This window comes from Kribbella sp. NPDC056951, assembly GCF_042674205.1.
Classification (GTDB): Bacteria; Actinomycetota; Actinomycetes; order Propionibacteriales; family Kribbellaceae; genus Kribbella; species Kribbella yunnanensis.
On record NZ_JBHUQZ010000003.1, the window covers coordinates 155,451 to 180,239 of the forward strand.

Below are 24,789 nucleotides of genomic sequence, written 5' to 3' on the forward strand. Positions count from 1 at the left end.
AGAGTCTGGCCATATTCGGTCAAGTACGTGAGCGCAGCCGATCCGGCAGCCCCGGCAGGTCCAGCCACTGGGCGAGGAACCGCGCACGGTCGCTGTACGCCGCCACCTCGTTGATCACATGCCCGGTGTCGTACCACCGGAATTCCTTCGGCTCACTCCCCGCCGCGAAGAACGCCTCGCAATGCGCCCGGCTCACGTTCGGATCGAACCACGCCGACTGGAACAGCAGCGCAGCCGGTGCCGCGTCGCCGACGAAGTTCCCGCAGTCGTACGGTTCCATCAACGCCAGCAGTGGTTCGTACTCTTCCGGTGTCATCGATTCCCGCACCCGCTTGGTCTCCGGGTGCGCGGTGTCGCGGTAGAAGATGCTCATCCCGGACAGCCCCGAGTCGAACACGAAGCACCGGAACCGCCGGTCGATCCCGCTCACCGTGCCGGCCATCATCGCGCCCATCGAGTGCCCGACACAGCCCAACCGATCGACGCCGTACGACGTGAGCAGGTCGGCGCCGCGCCGGATCGCGAGGATCGACTCGCGCAGGTTGCGGACCGAGTCGCCGGTGTCGGCGATCGCCAGCGACAGCGCGATCCCGCCGGCCTCGGCGACCTGGATCGCCTCCGGCAGGAACCCCTCCTTGCCGCCGGTGGAGTGCTGGTAGATCACTCCGGCCACCTCGTCGCCGGCCAGCAGTGCGCCCGACGGAAAGGCCAGAAAGCCCTCGACCGGTGAGCCCTCGGCGTTGTCGTAACGGCATCGGGCCACGACCACGCCGTCGCGCTCACCCAGGACCTCGACGTCCGCGTGCAGCGGCAGCGCGTCGTCGTACGAGAGATCAACCATGGCATCAGGGATAGAAGCATTTGCTCCAGGCAACTAGTGGGTATCGCTATGCGAGACGATATGTCTCATGAAGCAAGATCTTGGGCTACCGTGAGGCGTGTCGCCGAGGGCAAAGGAGCCTGGGATGAATAACGTGTACACGCACGGCCACCACGAGTCCGTACTGCGTTCGCACAGCTGGCGGACCGCGGAGAACTCGGCCGGCTACCTCCTCCCGCACCTGCGCCCCGGCATGTCGCTGCTCGACATCGGCGCCGGCCCCGGCACCATCACCGCCGACCTCGCCCGCCTGGTCGAACCCGGTCGGACGACCGCGCTCGAGGCGACCTCCAAAGCCTTGGACATCACCCGCGCGACCTTTGCCGAGCTGGACATCGAGATCGAGTTCGTCGTCGGCGATGTCCACAAACTTGATATCCCCGATGACACGTACGACGTCGTCCATGCGCACCAGGTGTTGCAGCACGTCGCGGATCCGGTGCAGGCGCTCCGCGAGATGCACCGAGTCTGCAAACCAGGCGGGATCGTCGCCGCCCGCGACTCGGACTATCGCGCCTTCGCCTGGTACCCGACGCTCCCCGAGCTCGATGAGTGGATGGCGCTCTACCAGCGGATGGCCCGCGCCAACGGTGGTGAGCCGGACGCAGGTCGGCAGTTGCTGTCGTGGGCGCTCGAGGCCGGGTTCGAGAAGGTCGACTCGTCGGCGAGCAACTGGACCTTCGCCGATTCCGACGGTCGCGCGTTCTGGGGCGGGATGTGGGCCGACCGCATCCTGCAGTCGGCGATGGCCGATCAGGCCCGACTGGCCGGCGTACCGGAGGCCACGCTCGAAAAGATCTCGGCCGCGTGGCGAACCTGGGCGACCAGGCCCGACGGCTGGATCTCCATCCTGCACGGCGAGATCCTCTGCACCGCCTGACTCACAACGAACGCTGGCGGGAAACCTCATACAGTACGGCGGTCGCCGCGTTGGCCGCGTTGAGCGAACTGGCCGCGCCGGTGATCGGGATCCGCACCAACACGTCCGCCGCTTCCTTCCACGCGGAGCTCAACCCGTTGGTCTCGTTGCCGATCAGCACCAATGCGGGCTGGGTGAAATCGAAGTTGAAGACATCGACGGTGCCCGACTCGTCGGTCCCCGCGACCACGATCGGGATGTCAGTACGTCGTACCCAGTCGATCACCTCGCGGTGCGATGGGACTCGGACCGCCGGTACGGCGAACAACGAGCCCGTGGTCGCGCGGACCGCCTTCGGGTCGTAGATGTCGGCTGCGTGGCCGGTGACGATCACGCCGGACGCGCCGAAGGCATCGGCGGAGCGGATGATCGAGCCGATGTTGCCGGGGCCGGTGGGCCGGTCGAAGACGACCCCGAGGAAGCCGGGGCCGACCGGGATCCGGTCGAGGTCGTCGGCCGGCATCTCCACGACGGCGATGAGCTCGGGCTCGTCCTTCTCCGCAAGCTCAGCCAGCAGCGCAGGTTCCATCGCAATGCGCTCCACACCCGGGAGTCGACCTAGCAGCTCGCGAGCCCACGTCGACAGCGGCCGCGCGGCATCGTGGATCACCGCCCGGATCGGCCACCCGTGGTCGACCGCGAGCGAGATCGGCCGCACCCCGTGCACGAGGAACTCCCCGGCCCGCTGCCGCTTGTTCCGGTTACCCAAGTACGACTGCCACACCTGGAACCGGGCGTTCCGCGTCGAGATCCGCTGCATCCGCCTACCCTAGGCGCGCACGTTGTCGGTAAGGACACGTGGTAGTCGCCGAATCGGTCCCCGGGCCGCAAAGCCCAGGCGTGCAGTTGGCTATACGTAGGTCCCTACTACGTGTCGTTCGCTACGGCTGGATGTAGCCCTTGGTGTGGCCGGCGTGGAGGGTGGCGTGGGTTTCGGAGACTTGGTGGCAGAGGGCCAACAACTCCGGCTCGTTCTTGACTTGCTGGCGGGCTTTGGGGCCTAGGGCGACGATGTGGTCGCGGGCGCGGAGCAGGCGGAGGAAGATGCGTTCGCGCTCGCCCGGGTCGTCGGTGTACTCCTCGTCCAGGTACGCCGTTGCGTCGCGACGGATGTGGGCCATCGCAGTCTGGGTCCGGCCGCGCGTGCTGAGCAGCGACGCGAGGATGGTGAGCACGAGCACGACCAGGATCACCACGAGCGACAGGCCGGTGCTGATCTCGCCGACCTCGATGTGTTCGCCGTCGTTGATGAACGGCAGGTTGTTCTCGTGCAGGGCGTGCAGGATCAGCTTGGCGCCGATGAAGGCGAGGATGACCGCGAGCCCGAACGACAGGTAGATCAGCCGGTCCAGCAGACCGTCGAGCAGGAAGTAGAGCTGCCGCAGGCCGAGCAGACTGAACGCGGTCGCGGTGAAGACGACGAAGACGTTCTGGGTGAGACCGAAGATCGCCGGGATCGAGTCCAGCGCGAACATCAGGTCGGTACCGCCGATGGCCACCATCACCAGCACCATCGGGGTCATCAGCCGCTTGCCGTCGACCACCGTGAACAGCTTGTCGCCGTCGAAGTCGGGGCTGGTCCGGAACATCCGGCGAGCGAGCCGGACGACCAGGTTCTGGGCCGAGTGTGACTCCTCGGTCTCCGGTTTGAGCATGCTGCCGGCGGTCAGCAGCAGCGCGATCCCGAACAGGTAGAACACCCAGGAGAACGTGTTCAGCAGCGCCGAGCCGAGGAAGATGAAGCCGGCCCGGGCGATCAGCGAGACGACGATGCCGACCAGCAGTACCTTCTGCTGGTTCTCCCGGGGCACCCGGAAGCTGGTCATGATGATCAGGAAGACGAACAGGTTGTCGACCGACAGCGCCTTCTCGGTGATGTAACCGGCGAAGTACTCCGAGCCCATCGCCGAGCCGCCGAAGATGAACGTGCCGAGCCCGAACAGCACCGCGATCCCGACGTACAGACTGGACCAGACCGCGGCCTCGCGCACGGTCGGCACGTGCGCGGATCGGACGTGGAAGAAGTAGTCGAACAGCAGCAGCCCGATGATCCCGAGCAAGGTCAGTACCCAGACCAGCGTCATGGGCCCCAGCCAATCACGGCGGCAGCGCCGCAGAAGCCAAGTGTTAGAAAGTTGCCGAAAAGGCATCTTTGCCTAAAGGGCAAGTTTGTGTAGAGTCGATGCCATGACCGAGGGACTGCGGGAGCGGAAGAAGCGCGAGACCCGGATCGCGCTGAGTTGGGCGGCGGTCCGGCTGGTCGTCGAGCGCGGCTACGCCAATGTCCGGATCGAGGACATCGCCGCTGAAGCCGGGGTCTCGTTGCGGACCTTCCGCAACTACTTCAACAGCAAGGCCGAGGCGATCGCGGCGCGCCAGGTCGATCGCGGCCACGCGGTCAACGAAGCGCTCCGGGGGCGACCGGCCGACGAGCCCTTGTGGGAGGCGATTCGCGCCGCGGTCGCCGCCGCCTTCACGCTCGGGGAAGAGGGGCATGGCGGTCTGCAACTACCGGACGAATCCTGGCTGGCGGGTGTTCGGTTGATGGTCGCCGAGCCTGCGCTCCAAGGCGCGATGGCCGGTGCCCAGGCTGCCGTCACCGAAGAGCTGATCGTGATCGTGTCCGAGCGGACCGGAGCGACCGGCGTCTATCCACGGCTGGTCGCCGAGGTCGTCGGCGCCGCCCAACTGACCGCGACGCACGAGTGGCTGCGCGCCGATCCGCCGCGGTCGATGTTCGAGCTGTTCAACGAGGTCCTGGACCGGATCACCGCCGGTCTGCCCGAACCCTCCTAAATCTCCAACCACCAAGACCCTGGCCGGCAGCCGGGGTGCTGAGTCCTGCCTTCGCAAAGGAGAACCGCCATGGATGCCGATGTCGTCATCGCCGGAGCCGGACCGAACGGCCTGCTCCTCGCCGCCGAGCTGAGGCTCGCCGGAGTCCGCCCGATCGTGCTCGAACGCCTCGCCGAACGCAGCAACGAACAGCGCGCCAATGGCCTGGTCGGCCAGGTCGCCCGCGCCCTCGACCGCCGCGGTCTCGCCGAACCTCTCGGCGCCGAACCAGGCGGTCCGACCCCGCGTCCGGAGTACATCTTCGCCGCGATGCGTCTGCCCCTGCAGCTGATCGAGGACAACCCGATCTACATCCTGCCGTCGCCGCAACCGAAGATCGAAGCAGTCCTCGAGGAGCGCGCGCTGGAGCTCGGCGCCGAGCTGCGCCGCGGCCACGAGCTGGCCGACTTCACCCAGGACGCCGATGGCGTCACCGTCGGGGTCACCGGTCCGGACGGCCCGTACACGCTTCGCGCCAAGTTCCTCGTCGGCGCCGACGGCGGTCGCAGCCGCACCCGCAAACTCGCCGGGATCGATTTCGTCGGCGTGACCAACGACGCCATGGTCTCCCGGACCGGCCACGCCTCCGTCCCCTCCGAGTACTTCGATGAGCAGGCCGGCGTACTGCGGATTCCCGGGTACGGCGACGTGCCGCCGTACATGCATCATCGCTCGGATCACGGCCTGTTCGTCTACGCGCCGTTCCCGGGTCGCCCCGCGCTGGTGAGCACCGGCGAGTGGGATGACTCCGGGGAAGGGGAGATGACGTTCGAGGAACTCCAGGCGAGCGTCGACCGCGTCCTCGGCGTCCATCTCCCGCTGACGCAGGAGACTCCCTTTGTACGGCGAACTGTCGGCGGCAACACGCGAATCGCCGACCGGTTCCGGGTCGGCCGAGTGATCCTGGTCGGCGACGCGGCCCACGTGCATTCGGCGATGGGCGGTCCGGGACTGAATCTCGGGCTGCAGGATGTCCTCAACCTGGGCTGGAAGTTGGCCGCCGAGGTCCAAGGCCGAGCGCCGGAAGGTCTGCTCGACACGTATGAATCGGAACGCCGTCCAGCCGGTGAGCGAGTGGTCATGCAGACCCAGGCACAGTCCGCATTGATTGCCCCCGGCCCCGATGTCACCGCGCTGCGGCAGGTGTTCGCCGAGCTGCTCGCTGAGCCCGCGGTCGTCCAGCATGTCGCGGATCTGATCTCCGGCGCGGACATCCGGTACTTCGACGGACCGCACCCGCTGATCGGCCGATCAGTCCCCGACCTGACCGTTGACGGTGTTCGCCTGGCCGAGATCCTGCGCTCGGGTCGGCCGGTCCTGCTTGATCTGCTCGAAGGTTCGCCGTACAAGTCACAGGCGACTGACGAGGTCGACGTGGTAACCGGTAGTGGTGAGCGGCAGATCGCGATGCTGATCAGGCCGGACGGATATGTCGCGTGGGCTGCGGATGACGCCCACCAAACTGAAGGACTGCAGGCTGCTCTGAGCAAGTGGTTTCAGGTGCGCGACTTGACCAGCGCAACGACGTAACGACAGGAGGTGTCGGTCGGATTGTGGAAGGTAGTGGGGGATGGTGCGCCTAGCTGGAGGCAATCGCCCTGGTTCAGCTGGTGTACCTCCTGTCCTTCGTGGAACTCCAACCGGCCCTCGAGGATCCACAGCTGCTGGCTTTTGAAGATGTACGCGTCGGCCGGATAGGAGACCGAGGCCCCGGGCGGCAGCTCGACCTCGACCAACTCGAGTGGTCCTTCGGTCACCGGTGACAGGGCCCGGCGGCGGTAGCCGGTGACCGGGTCGGTCCACACCGGCTGGTCCGCCGCGCGGCGCAGGAGGTCGCCGGTGTGTTCGGCACGAGCGACCAGCTCGGACAGGGTCATCCCGAGGGCGCCCGAGAGCCGGCCGAGCAGGACCGCGGTCGGCTGGGCCTCGCCGCGCTCGATCTTGCCGATCATCGCGCGGGAGACGCCGGAGCGCTCGGCGAGCGCGTTCACGGAGAGATCCTGGGCGATCCGGGCGGCGTGCACGGTCGCGGCGAGCGAGTCGGAGAGATTCACGGTTGCCACTATAGCGACAGTTGTGGCTACTATCGTTACATGATCAGAGATGCCGGCCCGGAGGACGCCGCAGCCTGTGCGGCGATCTACGCGCCTTATGTCACCGACACCGCGATCACGTTCGAGACCGAGCCGCCGACGCCGGAGGAGATGGGCGCGCGGATCAAGCAGGCGCTCGAGACGCACGCCTGGGTGGTCTTCGAGGACGCCGGGCAGGTGACCGGCTACGCGTATGCCGGTCCGATGAAGCCACGAGCGGCGTACCGGTGGTCTTGTGAGGTCAGCGTCTATCTGGAGCTCGGACGGCGTCGTACCGGGGCCGGGCGAGCGCTCTACGAGGCGCTGTTCGAGCGGCTGATCGCCCGCGGGTACCGGACCGCGATCGCCGGGATGACCTTGCCGAACGATGCCAGCGTCGGGCTGCACAAGGCGCTCGGGTTCGAACCGATCGGAACCTACCGCAACATCGGTTGGAAGCTCGGCGGCTGGCACGACGTGGCCTGGGGACAACGGCCACTCGCCGTACTGCCGGATCCGCCGGAGGAACCGAGCTAGGACGGCGTGGTCATCGGCGGGCAGTCGCCGCCGGGCGTGGTGACCAACTCGAAGTGCCAGATCTCGTTGGAATAGGTCTGGCACAGGCCGTACCGATTGCCCTTGCGGATCAGCCAGTCGTCGGCGTCGGTCGGGCCGATGTCGACCGCGTGACCGGTGACGTGATGCGACTCGTCCGGATCGGCGACGTACTTGCGCGCCTTCTCTCGGCTGCCGTACTGCTTGATCGCCTTGTCCATCAGCTCGATCTGGTACTTCTTGCTCCGCCAGCCTGTGGTGACCTGCATCGGTACGCCGTCCGCCTTCATCGCAGTCTCGGCCTTCTGGACGGCCGCTCGCAGTTTGGGATCGAGGTTGGCGATCCCGGGCAGGTCGGTGTCGAAGGCGCTGGTCCCGGACGGCAGCTTGCCGTCCGCGGCGCCGGGGAGCTTGCTGCCGCCGCCGGACTTGCCGCGCGGGGTGCCGGACGGGGTCGAGGTGTCGGACTGGTCGGCGGCGGAGACCGCGGAGCAGGCGGCCAGACCAAAACTGGTGACCGCGGCAACGATCACCAGCCCGGTCAGGGCGGTGGAGCGACGAGGTGTGGTTTCGATCATGCCGAACAGTTCATCTGAGTCGATGTTGCCGGAGCGTCTACGTTTCGGCATACGTTTTCGATATCCCCGGCCTGCTTCAATGGTCGGTATGCGGGTGCTGGTCGTGGAGGACGAGGTCTATCTCGCCGAGGCGATCCGGGCCGGCCTGCGGCTGGAGGCGATCGCGGCCGACCTGGCCTTCGACGGGGACGCGGCGCTGGAGGCGGTCGCGGTGAACGACTACGACGTCGTCGTCCTGGACCGCGACATCCCCGGCCCGAACGGCGACGAGGTTTGCCGGCAGATCGTTGCGCAGGGCATCGGATGTCGCGTGCTGATGCTGACCGCGGCCGGTGACCTGGACGACAAGGTGACCGGGTTCGAGCTCGGTGCCGACGACTACCTGACCAAACCGTTCGAGTTGCGCGAGCTGATCGTCCGGCTACGTGCGCTACTGCGCCGCCCCGCCGCGGCCACACCGACAGTGATCGAGTACGCCGGGGTGCGGCTCGACCCGTATCGTCGCGAGGTCTACCGGGACGGCCATTTCGTGAAACTGACTCGCAAGCAGTTCGCCGTCCTGGAGGTGTTGATGACCGCACGCGGTGGGGTGATCAGCGCGGAAACCCTGCTGGAGAAGGCCTGGGACGAGAACGCGGACCCGTTCAGCAACGCGGTCCGGATCACCATCTCCGCCGTACGGAAGCGGCTCGGTGATCCGTGGGTGATCCATACCGTGCCCGGTGTCGGCTATCGGATGGGCGCATGAGTTCGCCGTTGATCACGTGGCGGCCGCGGCTGACCGTCCGGCTGCGACTGACTCTGAGCTACGCCGGGTTGCTGGTCGTCGCCGGTGGCGTGATGGCGTGCATCCTGTGGCTGGTCTTCCGGATCGTGCCGAACTATCCGTTCATCGCCGCCAATCCGCGCGACGAACGGCCGGCCCCGACGCGCGGCGAAATTCTCGATCTGACGGTGAAACTGTCCGCGTACGCGATCGGTTTCCTGGCGATCGTCGGCCTGGTCGGCGGCTGGTTCCTGGCCGGGCGGATGCTCAAGCCGTTGCAGGAGATCACCGCGGCCGCTCAGCGGGCATCCACCGGTGCGCTTGATCACCGGATCGGGCTGACCGGGATCCGGGACGAGTTCACGGACTTGTCCGACACGTTCGACGCGATGCTGGATCGGTTGCAGGCGTCGTTCGACCAGTACCGGCGGTTCGCGGCCAATGCCTCGCACGAACTACGCACTCCACATGCCGTGATGAAGACGATGCTCGATGTCGCGCAGGCCGATCCCGAGCATCAGGATGTGCCGGAGCTGGTGAAACGGCTGGCCGAGACGAACCAGCGCGGGATCGACATTGTCGAGGCGCTGCTCAGCCTGGCCGCGCTGAACAATCGCGAGGTCGAGCTCGACCCGCTCGACCTGTCCGCCATTGTCCGTACGGCCCTCCCGGTGCTGACGTCCGAGGCCCGCGCGGCCGGGATCACCGTGGAGACTGCGCTCGCCGAATCGGTTGTCGAGGGCAATGAAATCCTGCTGCACCAACTGGTCACGAATCTGGTTCAGAACGCGATCCGGCACAACCTCGGCCCCGGCGGCTCAGTCACCCTGGCGCTGTCACCCGGCCGCCTGATCGTGCGCAACACCGGCCCGGTCCTCGACCCCACCCAGGTCCACACCTTCGTCGAGCCCTTCGCCAAGGACCGGTACGGCGCCGGTCACGGACTCGGCCTGGCCCTCGTCGCCCGCATCGTCGAAACCCACCACGGCACCCTCGACCTCACCGCCAACCCCAACGGCGGCCTCACCGCCACAGTCACTCTTCCCAGTGCTGAACTAGTCAGCGACTGAGTGGGCGGGACCAGGCTACTTCGCGGTGGAGTTGGCCGGTTTGGGTGAAGAGGCGGACTTGGTGGGTGTGGGGGAGGGCGGCGGCTAGGGCATCGCGATCGGCTGGGTGGAAGCCGAGGCGTTGCCAGAACGGGCCGGAGCGGCGGCTGAAGAGCCAGGCTGAGTGGGCGCCCTGGCGAGCTGCTTCGTCCAAGGCGAACCTCGCCAGCGCCGTGCCGTAGCCACCGCGGCGGGCGTCGGGATGTACGGCGACGCTACGGATCAGCGCGTGGTCGCGGTCGGTGCTGAGCTCGAACCCGGTACTGCCGATCACCGCGCCGGACTCGTCACGGTCGATCCAGACCAGTACGCCGGGATCGTCGAGACCGCTCAACGTCAGATCGGCTTCCTGCAGGAACTGCGTCAGCGCTGCCCGATCTTCCGCGGTCACCACCTGGGTCCTCACAGCCTCCAGTCTTTCATCGCCGGGGGAGTGACCTCCCGGCTGGGTGACGATGGTGAGATGAGTGAGGTGAAGATTCGCTGGGCAGAGGCAACCGACGACGCGGCGCTGCTGGAGATCGAGCTGACGTCATGGGACGGGTCGTCGGGCTTCCCGTCGTACCTGGAGAAGATGGGTGACACCTTCTTCGGGCGAAGTGGGCCGGAGGCTCACCTGGTCGCGGAGGACGACGGCGTCGTCGTGGGATATCTGCGGCTGGAGAACAAGTACCCGTTCCCCGAAGGAGCCGGCGTACTGGCGATCAACGGGCTCGCGGTCGCCAAGGCGGCTCGGGGTCGCGGGGTTGCGGGGGCGCTGCTGACCGCTGCCGGTGCAGAAGCGCGTAGCCGCGGCGCTCGCAAGCTCAGTCTGCACGTGTTCGGATCGAACACGGCAGCCCGTCGGCTCTACGAACGCCACGGCTACGTGGTGGAAGCTGTCCACACCAGCGAGTTCCTGATCGACGGCGGGACGACCGACGACCTCGTGCTGGCTTTGACTCTCTGAACTACGGGTTGACGCCGTGCTTGCGGAGCCACGGGTCGGGGTTGACCGGGTTCTCGCCGTCGGGCAGGACCTCGAAGTGCACGTGCGGGCCCGTGGTGTTACCGGTCATGCCGATCGCGCCGACCTGCGTGCCGGCGGTGACGCTGTCGCCGACGGAGACGTCGAACTCGGACATGTGGCTGTACGACGTCACGGTGCCGTCGGCGTGGCGAACCTTCACCTGGCGGCCGTAGGCGCCTTCGAAGGCGGCCTGGATGACCTCGCCGGCCATCACCGCACGAACGGGAGTCCCGTACGCCGCAGCGAAGTCGAGGCCGGTGTGGTTGTGGGCCCAGCGGCCGCCGGCCTGGTTGAAGCGAGCGGTCAGGTGGTAGCCGGTGGTCGGCAGGACGACCTTCGGCCCGGCGGCGGCCTTCGCCTTGGCGAGCGCGGCCTCCTTGGCCAGCGCGGCCTCCTTCGCGACCGCGGCTGCCTTTGCTGCGGCGACGGCCTTGGCCTTCGCGGCGGCGAGCTGGGCGGACTTCGCCTTGGCGGCCGACAGTGCCAGGGCGCGACGCGAGGTCAGGGTGCCCCTGGCCGCGCGCTCTTGGTACGCCTTGGCCTCGGCGAGCGACAGGTTGATCCGGGATGCGTCCCGGGAGCCGAGGTCACGACGCTCGACTCGGGCTGCGGTGAGAGCGTCGGCCTGTGAGGGGCTCAGTCCGGTGCTCGCGGTGGAGGCCTCGCCCATGGAGGCGGTGAAGCCGATGGTGCCCGCGGTCGCGGCGAGGGCGGCGGTGAGACCGACCAGTTGCGTCCGGCGGCTGGTACTTCGTTGCTTGTTACGGGCCTTTGACCGGTGCTTGGCCACAGGGTGAGAGGACACGATGGCCTTCCAGGTGGGGGTAGCCACCGGGTGAGGTCCTCGGCAGCTCATCGACCATAACGAGCAGATCACGACGGCCTCAAATGCGGATTGCAACCGGATCACGGAATTCGGTGACACTGAGCGACTGCCGTCCTTCGCCTTGTGCGCGCTCAGGCGTGGCGGCAGCTGCTTGAAACGGCGATCACCGCGTGACCGGGATCACCCGTGAAGTTGGCTTACCACGGCCCCGGGACCCGATATAAGCCGTCCATATAATGAGAGGTTTGTCCACTAACTTACTGATCTTTCAAGTTCGTCCCATACTGGGTGAAGTCCGCAGATTTCAGTGGCAAACGAAGGAGACGGAGATGACGCGCGCACTGCCGTACTACCGCCTCCACATCGACCTGCTGCGGGTCTCCAGCGCACTCTGTCGGCGCTGACAGCTCTCTAGTACTGCCCTCTCGACGTCCGGGTCCGGACGTCCGCGTCAGCCTGCCCACCGCCAGGGAGAACACGTGTCGACCACCTCACTCACGTCCGCACAGGACACCGCCGATCCACCGGCAAACGGCGTACCGGCCGATGCCGATCTGCCTGTCATCGCTCGCCGTCACCCGTGGCGCTGGGTCGGTGTCGTCGTCGTCCTCACCTTGCTCGCGATGTTCGTCAACGGCCTGGTCACCAACCCTGGCTGGGATTGGCCGACGTTCTTCCAGTTCTTCACCACCCGGACGATCTTCTCCGCGCTCTGGGTGACCGTCCAGCTGACCGTCTACGGGACTGTGCTCGGCTTCGCGCTCGGTGCCGTGGTGGCGACGATGCGCCTGTCCAGCAGTCCGTTTCTCCAGGTCGTTGCCTGGGGCTACATCTGGGCGTTCCGCTCGATCCCGCTGATCGTGCAGCTGCTGTTCTGGTTCAACATCGCTTACCTGTATCAGGAACTGAGCCTGGGTATCCCGTTCGGACCGGAGTTCGTGCACTTCAGTACGAACAACCTGTTCGGTCCGCTGGGTGCCGCCGTACTGGGGCTGGCGTTGCACCAGGCGGCGTACGCGGCGGAGATCATTCGCGGCGGGATCATCTCGGTCGATGCCGGTCAGGTGGAGGCCGCTGCGGCGCTGGGGATCCCGAAGCTGCGGCAGTTCTTCCGGATCGTGCTTCCGCAGGCGATGCGGTCGATCCTGCCGAACGGCGCCAACGAAGTCATCAGCCTGTTCAAGGGAACGTCGATCGTCTCGGTGATGGCGATCCCCGAACTCTTCTACCAGGTGCAGGTGATCTACGGCCGCAACAGCCGCGTCGTCCCGCTGCTGATGGTGGCAACAGTTTGGTACATCGTCCTGACCACGCTGCTGTCGATCGCCCAGTTCTACGTCGAGAGGCACTTCGCCCGCGGTACGGCGAGATCGTTGCCGCCGACACCTATCCAGCGAGTACGGCGAACCTGGGGCGACCTGAAGGCGAGGGCGGCTCGATGAGCGCGATGGTGGATATCAAGGGTGTGCACAAGAGTTTCGGGGAGCTCGAGGTTCTCAAGGGTGTTGATCTCGAGGTCCGGGCCGGCACTGTCACGGTGATCCTCGGACCGTCCGGTTCAGGGAAGTCGACGCTGCTGCGGTCGATCAACCATCTGGAGAAGGTCGATCGCGGGTTGATCCGGATCGACGGCCAGTTGATGGGCTACAAGCGGCGCGGCGACAAGCTGTACGAACTGCGTGAGCGCGAGATCCTGCATCAGCGTTCGCAGGTGGGGTTCGTGTTCCAGAACTTCAATCTGTTCGGCCATCTGACCGCGTTGCAGAACGTCGTCGAGGCGCCGGTCTCGTCCCAGCGCCGCAAGCGCAGTGAAGTCGAACCGTTCGCCCGCGAACTGCTGGAGCGAGTCGGCGTCGGCGACAAGGCCGACGTGTATCCGCGGCAGCTGTCCGGTGGTCAGCAGCAGCGGGTCGCGATCGCCCGGGCTCTTGCGCTGCGACCGAAGGTGCTGCTGTTCGACGAACCGACGTCGGCGCTCGATCCCGAGTTGGTCGGCGAGGTCCTCGATGTGATCAAGGAACTCGCCCGCGACGGTTCCACGATGGTCGTCGTCACCCACGAGATCGGCTTCGCCCGGGAGATCGCCGACACGGTGGTCTTCATCGACGGCGGCGTGATCGTCGAGTCGGGACCGCCGCACCAGGTGCTCGACAACCCCGTCCACGAGCGCACTCGCGCCTTCATCTCCAAAGTCCTCTGAGGAAGCTGAAATGAAACGTCCCCTGTACTTCGCCGTTGCAGCCACCGTGTTGCTGGCGGCAACTGCCTGCACCGCCGACCCGACGACGCAGGTCTCGGCCGAAACCGGTGGGGTGAACACCTCGGCGGATCAGAAGCGGGTCGAGGTGAAGAAGAACGACGCCGCGGCCGCGTTGCTGCCGGCGAAGATCCGTGAGCGCGGCACGCTGATCGTCGGTGGCGGTTACGGCAGCGGCAGTGTGCCGCTCGGCTTCTACGCCGACGACAACAAGACCCCGATCGGTCTCGAGGTCGACATCGCGTATCTGGTCGCCGGTGAGCTCGGGCTGAAGCCGGAGATCGAGGTGACGAGCTGGGAGAACCTGTTCGTCGGACTCGACTCGGCCAAATACGACGTCGGCTTCAGCAACATCACGGTTACCGAGAAGCGCAAGCAGAAGTACGACTTCGCGACGTACCGCAAGGACGACATCGCGTTCGAGGCGAAGAAGGGTGGGACCTGGAAGGTCACGTCCGGCAAGGACATCGCCGGTAAGACGATCGCGGTCGGGTCCGGGACGAACCAGGAGAAGATCCTGGTCGACTGGAACGAGGAGAACATCAAGGCTGGGTTGCCGGCCGCCACGATCAAGTACTTCCAGAAGAACACCGACACCTACCTGGCGCTGAGCTCGGGGCGGATCGACGGCTACTTCGGGCCGAACCCGTCGATCGCGTACCACATCGCGACCTCCGGGGAGACGGAGTCGATCGGCAAGTTCTCCGGTGCGGGGCCGACGCTGCAGGGGTTGATCGCGGCGACGACGAAGAAGGACAGCGGGCTTGTCGAGGCCTACCAGGCGGCGCTGAACGCGGCCATCGCGGACGGCAGCTACGCCAAGGTCCTCGCCCGCTGGAACGTCGCCTCGGAAGCGGTCGAGAAGTCGGAAATCAACCCACCCGGCCTACCGATCACGAACTGAGGACGACCATGCGATCAACACAGGAACCGCGCCGAGCGGGGTGGAGAGCGGCGGCGCTAGGCGCGGTCTTGCTCCTCGCGGCAGCTGCGTGCGCTGATCCGCCTACCGAGGCTCCCCGGGGCGACACCTCGGCGGTTTCGTTCGACACCTCGGCGAAGCAGGTGCACATCACGACGGCGAAGGTCGACTCGATCGCGGCCGAGCTGCCGGCGGACGTGAAGGCCAGCGGGAAGTTGGTGGTTGGCAACGGTTCGGCGGGTGGTGGTCAGCCGCCGCTCGGGTTCACGGCCGATGACAACAAGACACCGATCGGTGTCGAGATCGACATCGCGCATCTCGTCGCCAGTGTGCTCGGTCTGCAGGCCGAGGTGCAGACGACCAGCTGGGAGAACCTGTTCCTCGGACTGGACTCCGGCAAGTACCAGGTCGGCATCTCCAACATCGGCGTCTCCGAACTGCGCAAGGAGAAGTACGACTTCGCGACGTACCGGCTCGGTTTGCACGCCTTCGAGGGCAAGAAGGGTTCCGGCCTGAAGATCGCCGGTCCGGCCGATATCAGCGGCAAGAACGTCGCGGTCAGCTCCGGCACCTTGCAGGAGGCGATCCTGCTCGAGTGGAACAAGCAGAACGCCGCCGCGGGCCGGCCGGCCGCGAACCTCAAGTACTACCAGCAGTCCGCTGACACGTTCCTCGCACTGCAGTCCGGGCGGATCGACCTGTACCTGGGGCCGAACCCGAACGCGACCTATCACGTGGCCACCCAGCACCAGACCGAGATCGTCGGCACGGTGTCGTCCGGCTATCCGATCCAAGGGCTGGTCGGAGTCACCACCAAGAAGGACAACGGCCTGGTCAAGCCCTTGGCCGACGCCCTGAACGCGGCGATCGCCGACGGCAGTTACGCCAAGGTGCTGGCCAAGTGGGGGCTCAACGACGAGGCCGTCCCGAAGTCGTTGGTCAACCCGCCCGGCCTTCCCAAGCCTCCAGCCAAGTAGTGCACGAGTAGGAGAAACATGGCGACCATCGCAACGATCTCCAGCAGCCCGTCGGTACCGTCCCGGACCGACGCCGTCCTCGACTACGTCACCAAGCGTCTGATCAGTCACGGCCACGAGGTCACCCCCATCGTGCTCCGCGACCTCCCGGCCGAGCCGTTGCTGCACGGCGACGCCGACGACCCCGGTATCGCGGCCGCGGTCAAGACCCTCGAGTCGGCCGACGCCGTCGTCGTCACGACTCCCGTGTACAAGGCGGCGTACGCCGGTCTGCTCAAGGTGTTCCTCGACCTGCTGCCGCAGTACGCGCTGAAGGGCAAGACCGTGTTGCCGTTGGCAACGGGTGGGACACCCGCCCACGTGCTGGTCATCGACTACGCGTTGCGGCCGGTGCTGTCGAGTCTCGGTCCGGGTGCGATCACGCAGGGCTGGTTCGTCCTCTCGTCACACATCAACCTGTACGACGGGGGCGGCGTACTGCTCGATCAGGCGGCGTCGGTGCCGCTCTACCAGGTTGTCGAGGGCTTCCTGACGGCCGTCGAAGGTGGTGAGGCGGTCGACAGCCCACCGGTGCAGGCCGCGGCGATCGAGGTGCTCCGGGCACGCCCCGAGGACCCCGAGGCCGCGCCGCTGCTCGCGGACCTGGTCGTCGAGTACAGCACCCGCTACGGCCGCACGAACGAGAACACCCAGCTCACCGAGGTCCCACCGACCGACTTCCACGCGGACAGCGGCGGTGCCTTCGTCCTACTCCGGTACGGCGGCCAGACCGTGGCCGGCGGTGCCATTCGCCGGTACGACGACCAGACCGCCGAGGTGAAGCGGATGTGGACCTCACACCTGCATCGTCGCCAAGGGCTCGGTCGCCGGGTACTCGCGGAGTTGGAGCAGGCGGCCGCAGATCTCGGCTACCGCAAGCTCTACCTCACCACCGGCCCTCGCCAGCCCGAGGCCGCCGCGCTCTACCGAGCCGTCGGCTTCGAACCGCAGTTCGACGTCGACGCCGACCCCGAGTCGATCGGCCCACTGCCGTTCACGAAGGACCTCACCCTCGCTTTCAAGGTGGCCTCATGAGTCGTCGACTGATCACCGCCCTCGAGATCGACGGCGCCGGCGGCCACCCAGGTGCGTGGCGCGGAGCGGACGTCGACCCGGGAGCGATCCTCACCGGTTCGCTCGCCCTACGCGCCGTCCAACGTGCCGAGGCCGCCGGCATCGACATCGCCACCTTCGCCGACACGTTGGAGGCACCTGCTGATGTGGCGGACGCGGTGAGCGTGCGACTGGACGCCCTCGGCCTCGCGGCCCGCATCGCCCCCGCCACCTCACGCATCGGCCTCCTGCCGACCATCACCGTCACCCACACCGAGCCCTTCCACGTGCAGGCGTCCGTAGCCACCCTCGACTACGTCTCCTCCGGCCGCGGCGGCTGGGTAGCCGACGTCTCCACCTCCGCCGAAGCAGCCTCCGTCATCGGCCGCCGCGAACCCGCCCCGGCCGCCGACCTCTGGCGCGAAGCCCGGTACGTCGTCGATGTCAGCCGCCGCCTCTGGGACTCCTGGGACGACGACGCCATCATCCGCGACGCCCCCACCGGCCGCTTCGTAGACCGAGACCGCCTCCACTACGTCGACTACCAAAGCCCGAACTTCAACATCAAAGGCCCCTCCATCGTCCCAAGACCCCCACAAGGCCACCCAGTCACCGCCGTCCGAGTGAACACCCCGGACGCCCTCGAAGCCGCAGCCCACGCCGAGTTGGTCCTGCTGCCAGGGGCCGAGCACCTCGCGGAGCGGGTGGACGCGATCCGAGCAGCCGCCCGCGGTGACGGGTCGGAGCCGGCGGCGGGGAGTGGGGGGCCTCGGGTGCTGGTGTCGGTCGGCGTACTGCTGGATGCGGACTCGGCTGCGGCTGAGCGGCGGGCGGAAGGTGGTTCGTTCGACTACGTGGGTGGGGTTGAAGGGCTGGCCGACCTCGTGAGGAAGTGGCAGGCGGCCGGTGTCGACGGGGTGCACTTCAGGCCGGCCTCGTTGGAGCTCGACGTACCGGTGATTGCGGAGAAGTTGTTGCCGTTGTTGCAGGTAGCGGCGGCTGATCGTCCTGGGACGACGTTGCGGAACAGGTTGGGGCTTGCGCGGCCGGCCAATCGGTATGCGAACGGGGTGGCGCGATGACGAAGCAGATTCATCTGGCGGCGCACTTCCCGGGCGTGAACAACACGACGGTGTGGGCCGATCCCGAGTCCCGTTCGCAGATCGACTTCACGTCGTTCAAACACCTTGCGGCGACGGCAGAGCGCGGTACGTTCGACTTCTTCTTCCTGGCCGAGGGATTGCGGTTGCGCGAAGTGAAAGGCCGCATCCACGACCTCGATGTCGTCGGGCGACCGGAGTCGCTGACCGTGCTCAGCGCGCTGGCTGCGGTCACCACACACCTCGGCCTGGCAGCGACCGTCAACTCGACGTTCAACGAACCCTACGAACTCGCCAAGCGGATCGCGACCCTCGACCACCTGTCCGGCGGTCGCGCGGCCTGGAACGTCGTCACCTCCTGGGATGCGTTCACCGGCGAGAACTTCCGCCGCGGCGGCTACCTCGACAAGGCCGACCGCTACGTCCGGGCGCAGGAGTCACTCCGGATCGTCCGGAAGCTGTGGGACTCCTGGGCCGACGACGACCTCGTACTGGATCAAGAGGCGGGCGTGTTCGCCCGTGAAGGCACTGGGGCCTTTGCGGACGAGGGCGCACACTTCGGGATCCATGGCCGGTTCGGGTTGCCGCCGTCGCCGCAAGGGCGGCCGGTGGTGATCCAGGCCGGTGACAGCGATCAGGGGCGCGATTTCGCGGCCTCCGGCGCGGATGTGATCTTCAGCCGGCACGGTTCGTTCGCGGCCGGGCAGACCTTCTACAAGGACGTGAAGGACCGCCTGGCCAAGCACGGCCGCACCGAGGAGTCGCTGAAGATCATGCCCGCGGTGACGGTCGTCGTCGCCGACACCGACGCCGAGGCGGTCGAGAAGGCGCGGCACATCCGCGAGCAGCAGGTTTCCGGCCCGACCGCGATCGTGCTGGCCGAGCTCATCTGGGGACGCGACCTGTCGGCGTACGACCCGGACGGTCCACTGCCTGCAGAGGATCCGGTCATCGGCTCGACTGTCACCCAAGGCCGCGCCGGATTCAACGATCCGGCGTCGATCATCAAGGAGTGGCGCGAGGCCGCCGACGCGAACGGCTGGTCCTTGCGGCAGACCGTGATCAACCAGCAGAACCGTCAGACCTTCATCGGTTCGCCGGAAACCGTGGCCACCGAGATGAACCGCCACGTCCAGGAGAACGCGGCCGACGGCTTCGTCCTGGTCCCGCACCTGACCCCTGGCGGCCTCGACGACTTCGTCGACCGCGTAGTCCCCCTGCTGCGCGAACGAGGCGTCTTCCGGTCCGAATACACCGGTACGACGCTCCGCTCGCATCTCGGGCTCGCCCAATGAGCGTCAGCACGATCCACCGCCGCCCAACCGTGGTCTTCGTCGGCGGTGGACCACGCACGGTCGGCCTGCTCGAGCGGTTCGCCGCCAACGCGGGCGAACTGCTTGCCGACGGACCGGTCGAGATCCATGTCGTGGATCCGTTCCCCGCCGGTGGTGGCCGGATCTGGCGGCGGGAGCAATCCCGTCTGCTCTGGATGAACTCGATGACCTCGGACGTCACGATCTTCACCGACGAGTCCGTCGAGTGCGAAGGTCCGATCCGCCCAGGCCCCGACCTCGCGACCTGGGTGGCCGGTGCCGGCGCAACCATCCTCGAACGAGCTGGCATCGAGCAGCCCGGTCCGATGGACTTCCCGCCGCGACTGGTCCAGGCGGAGTACCTGTCCTGGGTGTGGGAGCGCGTCGTCGGCGACCTACCGGCCACGGTGACCACGCATCTCGAGCGGGCGGTCGAGCTGACACCCGACCAGCGCGTGATCCTCGCGTCGGGACACGAGATCCAGGCAGACCTCGTCGTACTGGCTCTCGGGTATCTCGATCGGTTGCCGACAGCATCAGAAACGGCCTGGGCCGACAAGGCCGCGGCGGCTGGTCTCACCTACATCCCACCCGGCTACACGGCCGACGTCGACCTGGGCGGCCTGCAGCCCGGTGAACGCGTCATCGTCCGCGGCTTCGGCCAGGCCTTCATCGACCTGATGGTGCTACTCACCGAGGCCCGCGGCGGCTGGTACGACGAACATGACGGCCTACTCACGTACCACCCGTCCGGCGCCGAGCCGATCCTGTACGTCGGCTCCCGGCGCGGCGTGCCGTATCACGCGAAACTCGGCTACACCGTGGCCGGAACCAAGCCCGTGCCAACGCGCTACCTGACCAAGGCCGCACTCGACGCTCTTGGCGATGGCGTGCTCGACTTCGACAGTCAGCTGCAGCCATTGATCGACAAGGAACTGGCCTTCGCGCATTACCAGCAGCTGTTCACCGCGCACCCCGAACGCACTCGCTGGGAGTGGACTCTCTTCCGGGATGTCCTGGACCGATCGTTGCCCGACGCACCGGATTTCGTGGCTGCGGTGGAGACCGCCGTACCGGATCCGTTGGATCGGTTTGTGCGGTCGGACGTGGATCGGCCGTTGCATGGAAGGTTCTTCGACGACTGGTACACGTTCGAACAGTTCCTGACCGAGCTGATCGAGAACGACCTGCTCCGCCGCGCCAACCCGGAGTACTCGGCCGATCTCGCCGTCTTCAACGCGTTGCTGAGCATCTACAGCGTGTTGTCGGTCGCGATCACCGAGGGTCGGCTGTCCGACGAGGATCGGGTACGACGAGTCGAGACCGAGTGGCACGGGTTCTTCTCGTTCGTGGCCAGTGGTCCGCCGCCGCGCCGGCTCGAGGAGTTGCTCGCCTTGCACCGGGCCGGAATCGTCCGGTTCGCCGGGCCTGACCTGGAAGTTGCTATCGACAACGATCGCTTCGTCGCGCGGTCCCCGGCGGTGGCTGGGACGATCCAGGCCCGCGCTTTTGTCGAGGCGCGGTTGCCGCGGCCCGACGTACTGGCTGCCACGGATCCCTTGCTGCGTGGACTTCTGGCGGACGGAACGCTGGCGGCTGACGAGTTGTTTGCCACTGATGGCACGAGCCTCGGCGGCGGTCAGCTCAAGGCCGACGCGCAGAGCCGGGCGATTCGCGCCGACGGTTCTGTGCATCCGGGGCTGTTTCTCCTCGGGCCGTCGGTCTCTGGTTCGGCCGGTTCCTCCGGATTCTCCCGCCCGAACTTCAACGGTCCCGGCTTCCGGCAGAACGACGCCGTCGCCCGGAATCTGCTCAGTTTGCTCGCACCCGCCGTACGGAAGGAAGAACGTCATGCCAGTTGAGTTCCTGGGGATCGCCGGGACCAACCCGGCCAGTGAGGTCGAGCCGCGCACCGGTGGTGCCCTCGATCTGGAGTACACCGCGAAGCTGGCGCGCGCCCACGAGGACAACGGCTGGGACCGGATCCTGTTCGCGTACCACTCCGGTTCGCCCGATCCGTCGCAGGTCGCGGCGTACGTCGCCGGCCGCACCGAGCGGATCAACCTCGTCGTCGCGCACCGGCCGAACGTCGCCTACCCGACGCTGACCGCCAAGACCTTCGCCACGCTCGATCACATCAGCGGCGGGCGTTTCGAGGTGCACGTCATCACCGGTGGGTCGACCGCGGACCAGGCCGCCGAGGGCGACTTCCTGAGCAAGGACGACCGGTACGGGCGGACGCAGGAGTTCATCCAGATCCTCAAGCAGGCCTGGACCTCCGACGAGCGGTTCGACTTCGCGGGGAAGCACTACCAGTTCGAGCAGTTCGTCGCGGATATCAAGCCACTGCAGCAGCCCCGGCCGCGCATCTCCTTCGGTGGCTCGTCAGCCGCCGCGTACGCCGTCGGTGCGGCCGAGGCGGACATCTTCGCGCTCTGGGGTGAGCCGCTGGCCGGGACGCGCGAGCAGCTGGCCACGATCGACGCCGAGGCTGCACGAGCCGGGCGGGCGGATCGGCCGACGATCCAGATCGCCTTCAGGCCGATCATCGGCGCAACCGAGGAACTCGCATGGGAGAAGGCCGAGCGCATCCTGGGCCGGATCAAGGACGTCCAGGCCGGTACGCCGTCTCCCAAGGCCCGGCTGCGCTCGCGGACCAACCCGGAGAACGCCGGTTCGCAGCGGCTGCTCAAGGCAGTGTCGGAAGGGGACCGGCACGACCGCGCTCTCTGGACCGCACCGACCGGTCTGACCGGAGGCGGTGGCAACTCGACCGCACTGGTCGGTACGCCGGACACCATCGCCGCAGCGCTCCTGGACTACTACGACCTGGGCATCCGGATCTTCTCGGCGCGTGGTTACGACATCTACGACGACGCGGTCGACTTCGGGCGCTACGTCATCCCGCTGGTCCGCTCCGAAATCGCCCACCGTGAATCCCGGAAGGACCTGGCCTCATGACAGTTGTCTCGGATCTGGAGCAGGACTGGCACGCGTGGCATGTCGCGCGTGAGCAGGACCTGAACACGGACTATGGCTGGCTGACGATCGTTGGGTTCGACTGGCTCCCTACCGAGCCCGCTGCGCTGTCCGGACTGCCTGGGAAGTGGTGGGCGGCCGATGGCCGTGCGCATGTGGTGGCTGACGGCTCGCTGACGCTGAATGGTGAGCCGGTGGATGGGGCGGTGTCGGCGACGGTCGCTGAGGCTGGTTCGCTCAGCTGGCTGCTGTTCGGCGACCGCTTGATCGAGCTGGTGCTGCGAGGCGGTCGGTACGCCGTCCGGCAGCGGGACCCCGGTGCCGCGACTCGACAGGGGTTCACCGGCGTACCGACGTACCCGCTGGATCCGGAATGGGCGGTGCGCGGCTGGTACACGCCGTACGGCGCTCCCGAGCGGGTCGAGGTGTCGACTGCGCGCGATGACTTGCGTCAGCACGTCACTGCGGTCGGTACGGTCCACCTCGCGCTGGCGGAGTCGGCGTACGAGCTGGTGGCGACGGCTGCGTCGGACGGGCGGCTCTCGCTGTCGTTCCACGACGACACCAACGGCACTGAGACTGCGCCCTGGCGCACTGTGACCACTGGGGTGGTGGAGCGCGACGGGTCGGTGCTGATCGACTTCAACCGCGCGATCAACCTGCCGTTCGCCTTCACTGCCTTCGGGACCTGCCCGGCGCCGGTGACGGGCAACCGACTCGGACTGCCGGTGGCGGCCGGCGAGAAGAAGGTCCGGTGAAGTTCTGTACCTACACCCTGATCGACAACTCCCCGGACCCGATCAGTGGTGTGCAGCTGACGACGTACGAGCGTTTTCAGCACGTGGTCCGGCAGGCGCAGTGGGCCGAGGAGCTCGGGTTCGACGGGTACGGCGTGGGGGAGCGGCACGCGCAGCGCTTCATCTCGTCGTCCCCGCCGGTGGTGCTGTCCTACATCGCCGCATCGACCTCGCGGATCCGGTTGCTGACGACGGTGACTGTGCTGTCGTTGCTGGACCCGGTGCGGGTGGCTGAGGACTACGCGACGCTGGACCAGCTGTCCGGTGGGCGGCTGGACATCATCATCGGGAAGGGGAACGACCCGGATCAGAACGCACTGTTCGGGTACGACCTGGACGGGCAGTGGGACCGGAACCGGGAGAAGTACGAGCTGCTCCGGCGGTTGCTACGGGAGACCGGGGTGAGCTGGTCCGGTCAATACCGCCCCGACCTGGTCGATGCCACCACGCAGCCCCGGCCCTTCCGTCCTGATGGCATCCCGCTCTGGCATGGGTCTGCGTCGTCTGAGGAGTCCACCGAGCTGGCCGCTCGTTTTGGCGACCCGCTGTTCTCGGCGAACGGGTTCCACCCACTGGCGAAGTACGCCGGGCTGATCCGGCACTACCGGGAGCGCTGGGAGGCGTACGGGCGCGACCCGGCTGATGCGGTGGTCGGGGCGGGGTTCAACGGGCTCTACGTGCGCAAGAGCTCGCAGGACGCACTGGACGGCTACCGGCCGATCTTCGACGCGTTCATGGACTCACCGGGTGCTCGTCATAACCAGCTCCCGTTCAAGACGCTGGAGGAGTTCCTCGAGCAGGGGTCCGTGCTGGTGGGGTCGCCGGAACAGGTGATCGACAAGTTCGGCCGCTACCAGGAGGCGTTCGGCCACGAGCTGTCCGGCGTCTCACTGGAAGTGGCGGGCCTCCCCGAGGCCGAGAACCGCGCCTCGGTGGAGACCTTCGTCACAGACGTGCTCCCGGTACTGCGGTCGTCGTACCCCTCACGCGTCTGGAACTAGCCGTACGTCGGGTGCTGTGGCCAGCCGGCGGGGGAGTCCTCCCACTCCTCCTGCCGGCCGTAGACCGACAGGTCCTGGATGTTGTTGCCGAACAGGACGCGGTCCACACCGCGCTGGGTGGTGGAGTAGGTGCGGTAGACGGTGTCGCCGTCCCGCAGGAACGAGTTGAGCAGGAACCCACCGCCGGCACCGCAGTCGGCGGAGAACGTCGTACCGGCTGAGGAGGCGAACGGGACGGTCCAGCCCATCTGCTCCCAGTACCCGCTCATCTGGGCGAGCGGCATGTCCGAGACCGTCGCCCAGGCGATACCGCTGCCCAGCAGGCCGTCCAGGTCGGTGACCTGCTTGGTGAAGTACGTGCAGCCGGGGCAGAAGTGCTCCGGGCCGGCGTCCATGAACTGGTAGAGCGCGAGCTGCTGCTGGTCGCCGAACAGCTCCAGCAGCGTCACCGGACCGGCCGGGGACTGGAACGTGTAGTCGCCGAACTGGACCATCGGCAGCCGCCTTCGCTGCGCCGCCAGCTGGTCCTGGACCCGGGTCGCCGCCTTCTCGGCGGTGAGCAGCTCGGCCCGGGCCTTCTCCCACTCCTCGGCCGAGACCACTGTCGGTAGCGCGGTCATCTGATCGTCCTCTCGTCGTTGAGTGCCTACGAACTGAAGTCGAAGCTGCGCGGCGGCTCTCGACATCGGGGGATGGTCAAAAGCACTACTCGGGACCCGGTATGATTTCCGAGTCGGACAGAGGGGGGCACACAGTGCGCCTGGCTCGATTTCACATCGAGGCGGCAGACCGTGTAATCTCT

Annotated in this window: 27 protein-coding genes; 19 read left to right on the top strand and 8 right to left on the bottom strand. The window is 67.1% G+C overall.

Going from position 1 to position 24,789, the window contains the following annotated elements:
- Positions 1 to 19: 19 nt before the first annotated feature.
- A complete protein-coding gene (locus ACFTSF_RS13525) occupies positions 20 to 841 on the bottom strand; it encodes an alpha/beta hydrolase family protein (RefSeq protein ID WP_380154110.1) in 822 nt (273 codons plus the stop codon).
- A 124-nt stretch (positions 842 to 965) separates the two neighbouring features.
- On the opposite strand from ACFTSF_RS13525, the gene ACFTSF_RS13530 reads away from it, so the two are divergent.
- On the top strand, positions 966 to 1,760 hold the full coding sequence (locus ACFTSF_RS13530; RefSeq protein WP_380154111.1) for a class I SAM-dependent methyltransferase: 795 nt from the start codon (positions 966 to 968) through the stop codon (positions 1,758 to 1,760).
- Position 1,761: 1 nt separating this feature from the next.
- Here ACFTSF_RS13530 and ACFTSF_RS13535 read toward each other — a convergent pair whose 3' ends face one another.
- Both ACFTSF_RS13535 and ACFTSF_RS13540 read right to left on the bottom strand, forming a co-directional pair.
- The gene (locus ACFTSF_RS13535; RefSeq protein ID WP_380154112.1) at positions 1,762 to 2,559 is read right to left on the bottom strand and encodes a TrmH family RNA methyltransferase; all 798 of its coding nucleotides are present in this window, start codon (positions 2,557 to 2,559) and stop codon (positions 1,762 to 1,764) included.
- A 121-nt stretch (positions 2,560 to 2,680) separates the two neighbouring features.
- Positions 2,681 to 3,883, bottom strand: coding sequence for a TerC family protein (locus tag ACFTSF_RS13540; RefSeq protein WP_380154113.1), 1,203 nt, complete (start codon positions 3,881 to 3,883; stop codon positions 2,681 to 2,683).
- A 103-nt stretch (positions 3,884 to 3,986) separates the two neighbouring features.
- On the opposite strand from ACFTSF_RS13540, the gene ACFTSF_RS13545 reads away from it, so the two are divergent.
- Together ACFTSF_RS13545 and ACFTSF_RS13550 are read left to right on the top strand one after the other, a co-directional pair.
- Positions 3,987 to 4,595 carry a TetR/AcrR family transcriptional regulator gene (locus ACFTSF_RS13545; protein WP_380154114.1) on the top strand — a complete coding sequence of 203 codons (609 nt, stop codon included), beginning with the start codon at positions 3,987 to 3,989 and terminating at the stop codon, positions 4,593 to 4,595.
- A 69-nt stretch (positions 4,596 to 4,664) separates the two neighbouring features.
- Entirely contained in the window at positions 4,665 to 6,164 is a 1,500-nt protein-coding gene (locus ACFTSF_RS13550) for an FAD-dependent monooxygenase (protein ID WP_380154115.1), read from the top strand.
- Here ACFTSF_RS13550 and ACFTSF_RS13555 read toward each other — a convergent pair.
- Positions 6,131 to 6,688 (bottom strand): helix-turn-helix domain-containing protein, encoded by a 558-nt coding sequence (locus ACFTSF_RS13555; protein WP_380154116.1) that lies wholly within the window; start codon positions 6,686 to 6,688, stop codon positions 6,131 to 6,133. The genes ACFTSF_RS13550 and ACFTSF_RS13555 overlap by 34 nt on opposite strands.
- A gap of 39 nt (positions 6,689 to 6,727) precedes the next feature.
- Here ACFTSF_RS13555 and ACFTSF_RS13560 point away from each other — a divergent pair, with 39 nt between their 5' ends.
- Complete coding sequence (locus ACFTSF_RS13560) at positions 6,728 to 7,243, top strand: N-acetyltransferase family protein (protein WP_344144448.1); 516 nt, start codon at positions 6,728 to 6,730, stop codon at positions 7,241 to 7,243.
- On the opposite strand, the gene ACFTSF_RS13565 is transcribed toward ACFTSF_RS13560, so the two are convergent.
- Complete coding sequence (locus ACFTSF_RS13565; RefSeq protein WP_380154117.1) at positions 7,240 to 7,890, bottom strand: M15 family metallopeptidase; 651 nt, start codon at positions 7,888 to 7,890, stop codon at positions 7,240 to 7,242. The genes ACFTSF_RS13560 and ACFTSF_RS13565 overlap by 4 nt on opposite strands.
- A gap of 37 nt (positions 7,891 to 7,927) precedes the next feature.
- Here ACFTSF_RS13565 and ACFTSF_RS13570 point away from each other — a divergent pair, with 37 nt between their 5' ends.
- Both ACFTSF_RS13570 and ACFTSF_RS13575 read left to right on the top strand, forming a co-directional pair.
- Positions 7,928 to 8,587 (top strand): response regulator transcription factor, encoded by a 660-nt coding sequence (locus tag ACFTSF_RS13570; protein ID WP_344144452.1) that lies wholly within the window; start codon positions 7,928 to 7,930, stop codon positions 8,585 to 8,587.
- Entirely contained in the window at positions 8,584 to 9,675 is a 1,092-nt protein-coding gene (locus ACFTSF_RS13575) for a sensor histidine kinase (protein WP_380154118.1), read from the top strand. Before ACFTSF_RS13570 ends, ACFTSF_RS13575 begins: the two co-directional genes overlap by 4 nt.
- On the opposite strand, the gene ACFTSF_RS13580 is transcribed toward ACFTSF_RS13575, so the two are convergent.
- Positions 9,665 to 10,120: a GNAT family N-acetyltransferase gene (locus tag ACFTSF_RS13580; RefSeq protein WP_380154119.1), complete on the bottom strand. Its 456-nt coding sequence runs from the start codon at positions 10,118 to 10,120 to the stop codon at positions 9,665 to 9,667. The genes ACFTSF_RS13575 and ACFTSF_RS13580 overlap by 11 nt on opposite strands.
- A 57-nt stretch (positions 10,121 to 10,177) precedes the next feature.
- Here ACFTSF_RS13580 and ACFTSF_RS13585 point away from each other — a divergent pair, with 57 nt between their 5' ends.
- Positions 10,178 to 10,663, top strand: a complete 486-nt coding sequence (locus tag ACFTSF_RS13585; RefSeq protein ID WP_380154120.1) for a GNAT family N-acetyltransferase — start codon at positions 10,178 to 10,180, stop codon at positions 10,661 to 10,663.
- Position 10,664: 1 nt separating this feature from the next.
- Here ACFTSF_RS13585 and ACFTSF_RS13590 read toward each other — a convergent pair whose 3' ends face one another.
- On the bottom strand, positions 10,665 to 11,513 hold the full coding sequence (locus ACFTSF_RS13590; RefSeq protein WP_380154121.1) for a M23 family metallopeptidase: 849 nt from the start codon (positions 11,511 to 11,513) through the stop codon (positions 10,665 to 10,667).
- A gap of 365 nt (positions 11,514 to 11,878) precedes the next feature.
- Here ACFTSF_RS13590 and ACFTSF_RS13595 point away from each other — a divergent pair, with 365 nt between their 5' ends.
- The 12 genes from ACFTSF_RS13595 to ACFTSF_RS13650 all read left to right on the top strand — a co-directional run bounded on the left by ACFTSF_RS13595 (position 11,879) and on the right by ACFTSF_RS13650 (position 23,987).
- The gene (locus ACFTSF_RS13595; RefSeq protein WP_355460830.1) at positions 11,879 to 11,953 is read left to right on the top strand and encodes a putative leader peptide; all 75 of its coding nucleotides are present in this window, start codon (positions 11,879 to 11,881) and stop codon (positions 11,951 to 11,953) included.
- 75 nt (positions 11,954 to 12,028) lie between these two features.
- Positions 12,029 to 12,991 carry an amino acid ABC transporter permease gene (locus ACFTSF_RS13600; protein ID WP_380154122.1) on the top strand — a complete coding sequence of 321 codons (963 nt, stop codon included), beginning with the start codon at positions 12,029 to 12,031 and terminating at the stop codon, positions 12,989 to 12,991.
- Entirely contained in the window at positions 12,988 to 13,749 is a 762-nt protein-coding gene (locus ACFTSF_RS13605) for an amino acid ABC transporter ATP-binding protein (RefSeq protein WP_344144466.1), read from the top strand. Before ACFTSF_RS13600 ends, ACFTSF_RS13605 begins: the two co-directional genes overlap by 4 nt.
- 10 nt (positions 13,750 to 13,759) lie before the next feature.
- Positions 13,760 to 14,710: an ABC transporter substrate-binding protein gene (locus tag ACFTSF_RS13610; protein ID WP_380154123.1), complete on the top strand. Its 951-nt coding sequence runs from the start codon at positions 13,760 to 13,762 to the stop codon at positions 14,708 to 14,710.
- Positions 14,711 to 14,718: 8 nt separating this feature from the next.
- Positions 14,719 to 15,705 carry an ABC transporter substrate-binding protein gene (locus tag ACFTSF_RS13615; protein ID WP_380154124.1) on the top strand — a complete coding sequence of 329 codons (987 nt, stop codon included), beginning with the start codon at positions 14,719 to 14,721 and terminating at the stop codon, positions 15,703 to 15,705.
- Positions 15,706 to 15,723: 18 nt separating this feature from the next.
- On the top strand, positions 15,724 to 16,779 hold the full coding sequence (gene ssuE / locus ACFTSF_RS13620; protein ID WP_380154125.1) for an NADPH-dependent FMN reductase: 1,056 nt from the start codon (positions 15,724 to 15,726) through the stop codon (positions 16,777 to 16,779).
- Entirely contained in the window at positions 16,776 to 17,879 is a 1,104-nt protein-coding gene (locus ACFTSF_RS13625) for an LLM class flavin-dependent oxidoreductase (protein ID WP_380154126.1), read from the top strand. Before ssuE ends, ACFTSF_RS13625 begins: the two co-directional genes overlap by 4 nt.
- Positions 17,876 to 19,192: an NtaA/DmoA family FMN-dependent monooxygenase gene (locus ACFTSF_RS13630; protein WP_380154127.1), complete on the top strand. Its 1,317-nt coding sequence runs from the start codon at positions 17,876 to 17,878 to the stop codon at positions 19,190 to 19,192. Before ACFTSF_RS13625 ends, ACFTSF_RS13630 begins: the two co-directional genes overlap by 4 nt.
- A complete protein-coding gene (locus tag ACFTSF_RS13635) occupies positions 19,189 to 21,072 on the top strand; it encodes an FAD/NAD(P)-binding protein (protein WP_380154128.1) in 1,884 nt (627 codons plus the stop codon). Before ACFTSF_RS13630 ends, ACFTSF_RS13635 begins: the two co-directional genes overlap by 4 nt.
- Positions 21,062 to 22,171, top strand: a complete 1,110-nt coding sequence (locus tag ACFTSF_RS13640; RefSeq protein ID WP_380154129.1) for an LLM class flavin-dependent oxidoreductase — start codon at positions 21,062 to 21,064, stop codon at positions 22,169 to 22,171. Before ACFTSF_RS13635 ends, ACFTSF_RS13640 begins: the two co-directional genes overlap by 11 nt.
- Complete coding sequence (locus ACFTSF_RS13645) at positions 22,168 to 22,947, top strand: DUF1684 domain-containing protein (RefSeq protein WP_380154130.1); 780 nt, start codon at positions 22,168 to 22,170, stop codon at positions 22,945 to 22,947. Before ACFTSF_RS13640 ends, ACFTSF_RS13645 begins: the two co-directional genes overlap by 4 nt.
- Complete coding sequence (locus ACFTSF_RS13650) at positions 22,944 to 23,987, top strand: LLM class flavin-dependent oxidoreductase (RefSeq protein ID WP_380154131.1); 1,044 nt, start codon at positions 22,944 to 22,946, stop codon at positions 23,985 to 23,987. The genes ACFTSF_RS13645 and ACFTSF_RS13650 overlap by 4 nt, the downstream gene beginning before the upstream one ends.
- On the opposite strand, the gene ACFTSF_RS13655 is transcribed toward ACFTSF_RS13650, so the two are convergent.
- Entirely contained in the window at positions 23,984 to 24,607 is a 624-nt protein-coding gene (locus ACFTSF_RS13655) for a DUF899 family protein (protein WP_380154132.1), read from the bottom strand. The two genes, ACFTSF_RS13650 and ACFTSF_RS13655, sit on opposite strands and share 4 nt — an antisense overlap.
- Positions 24,608 to 24,789 lie beyond the last annotated feature (182 nt).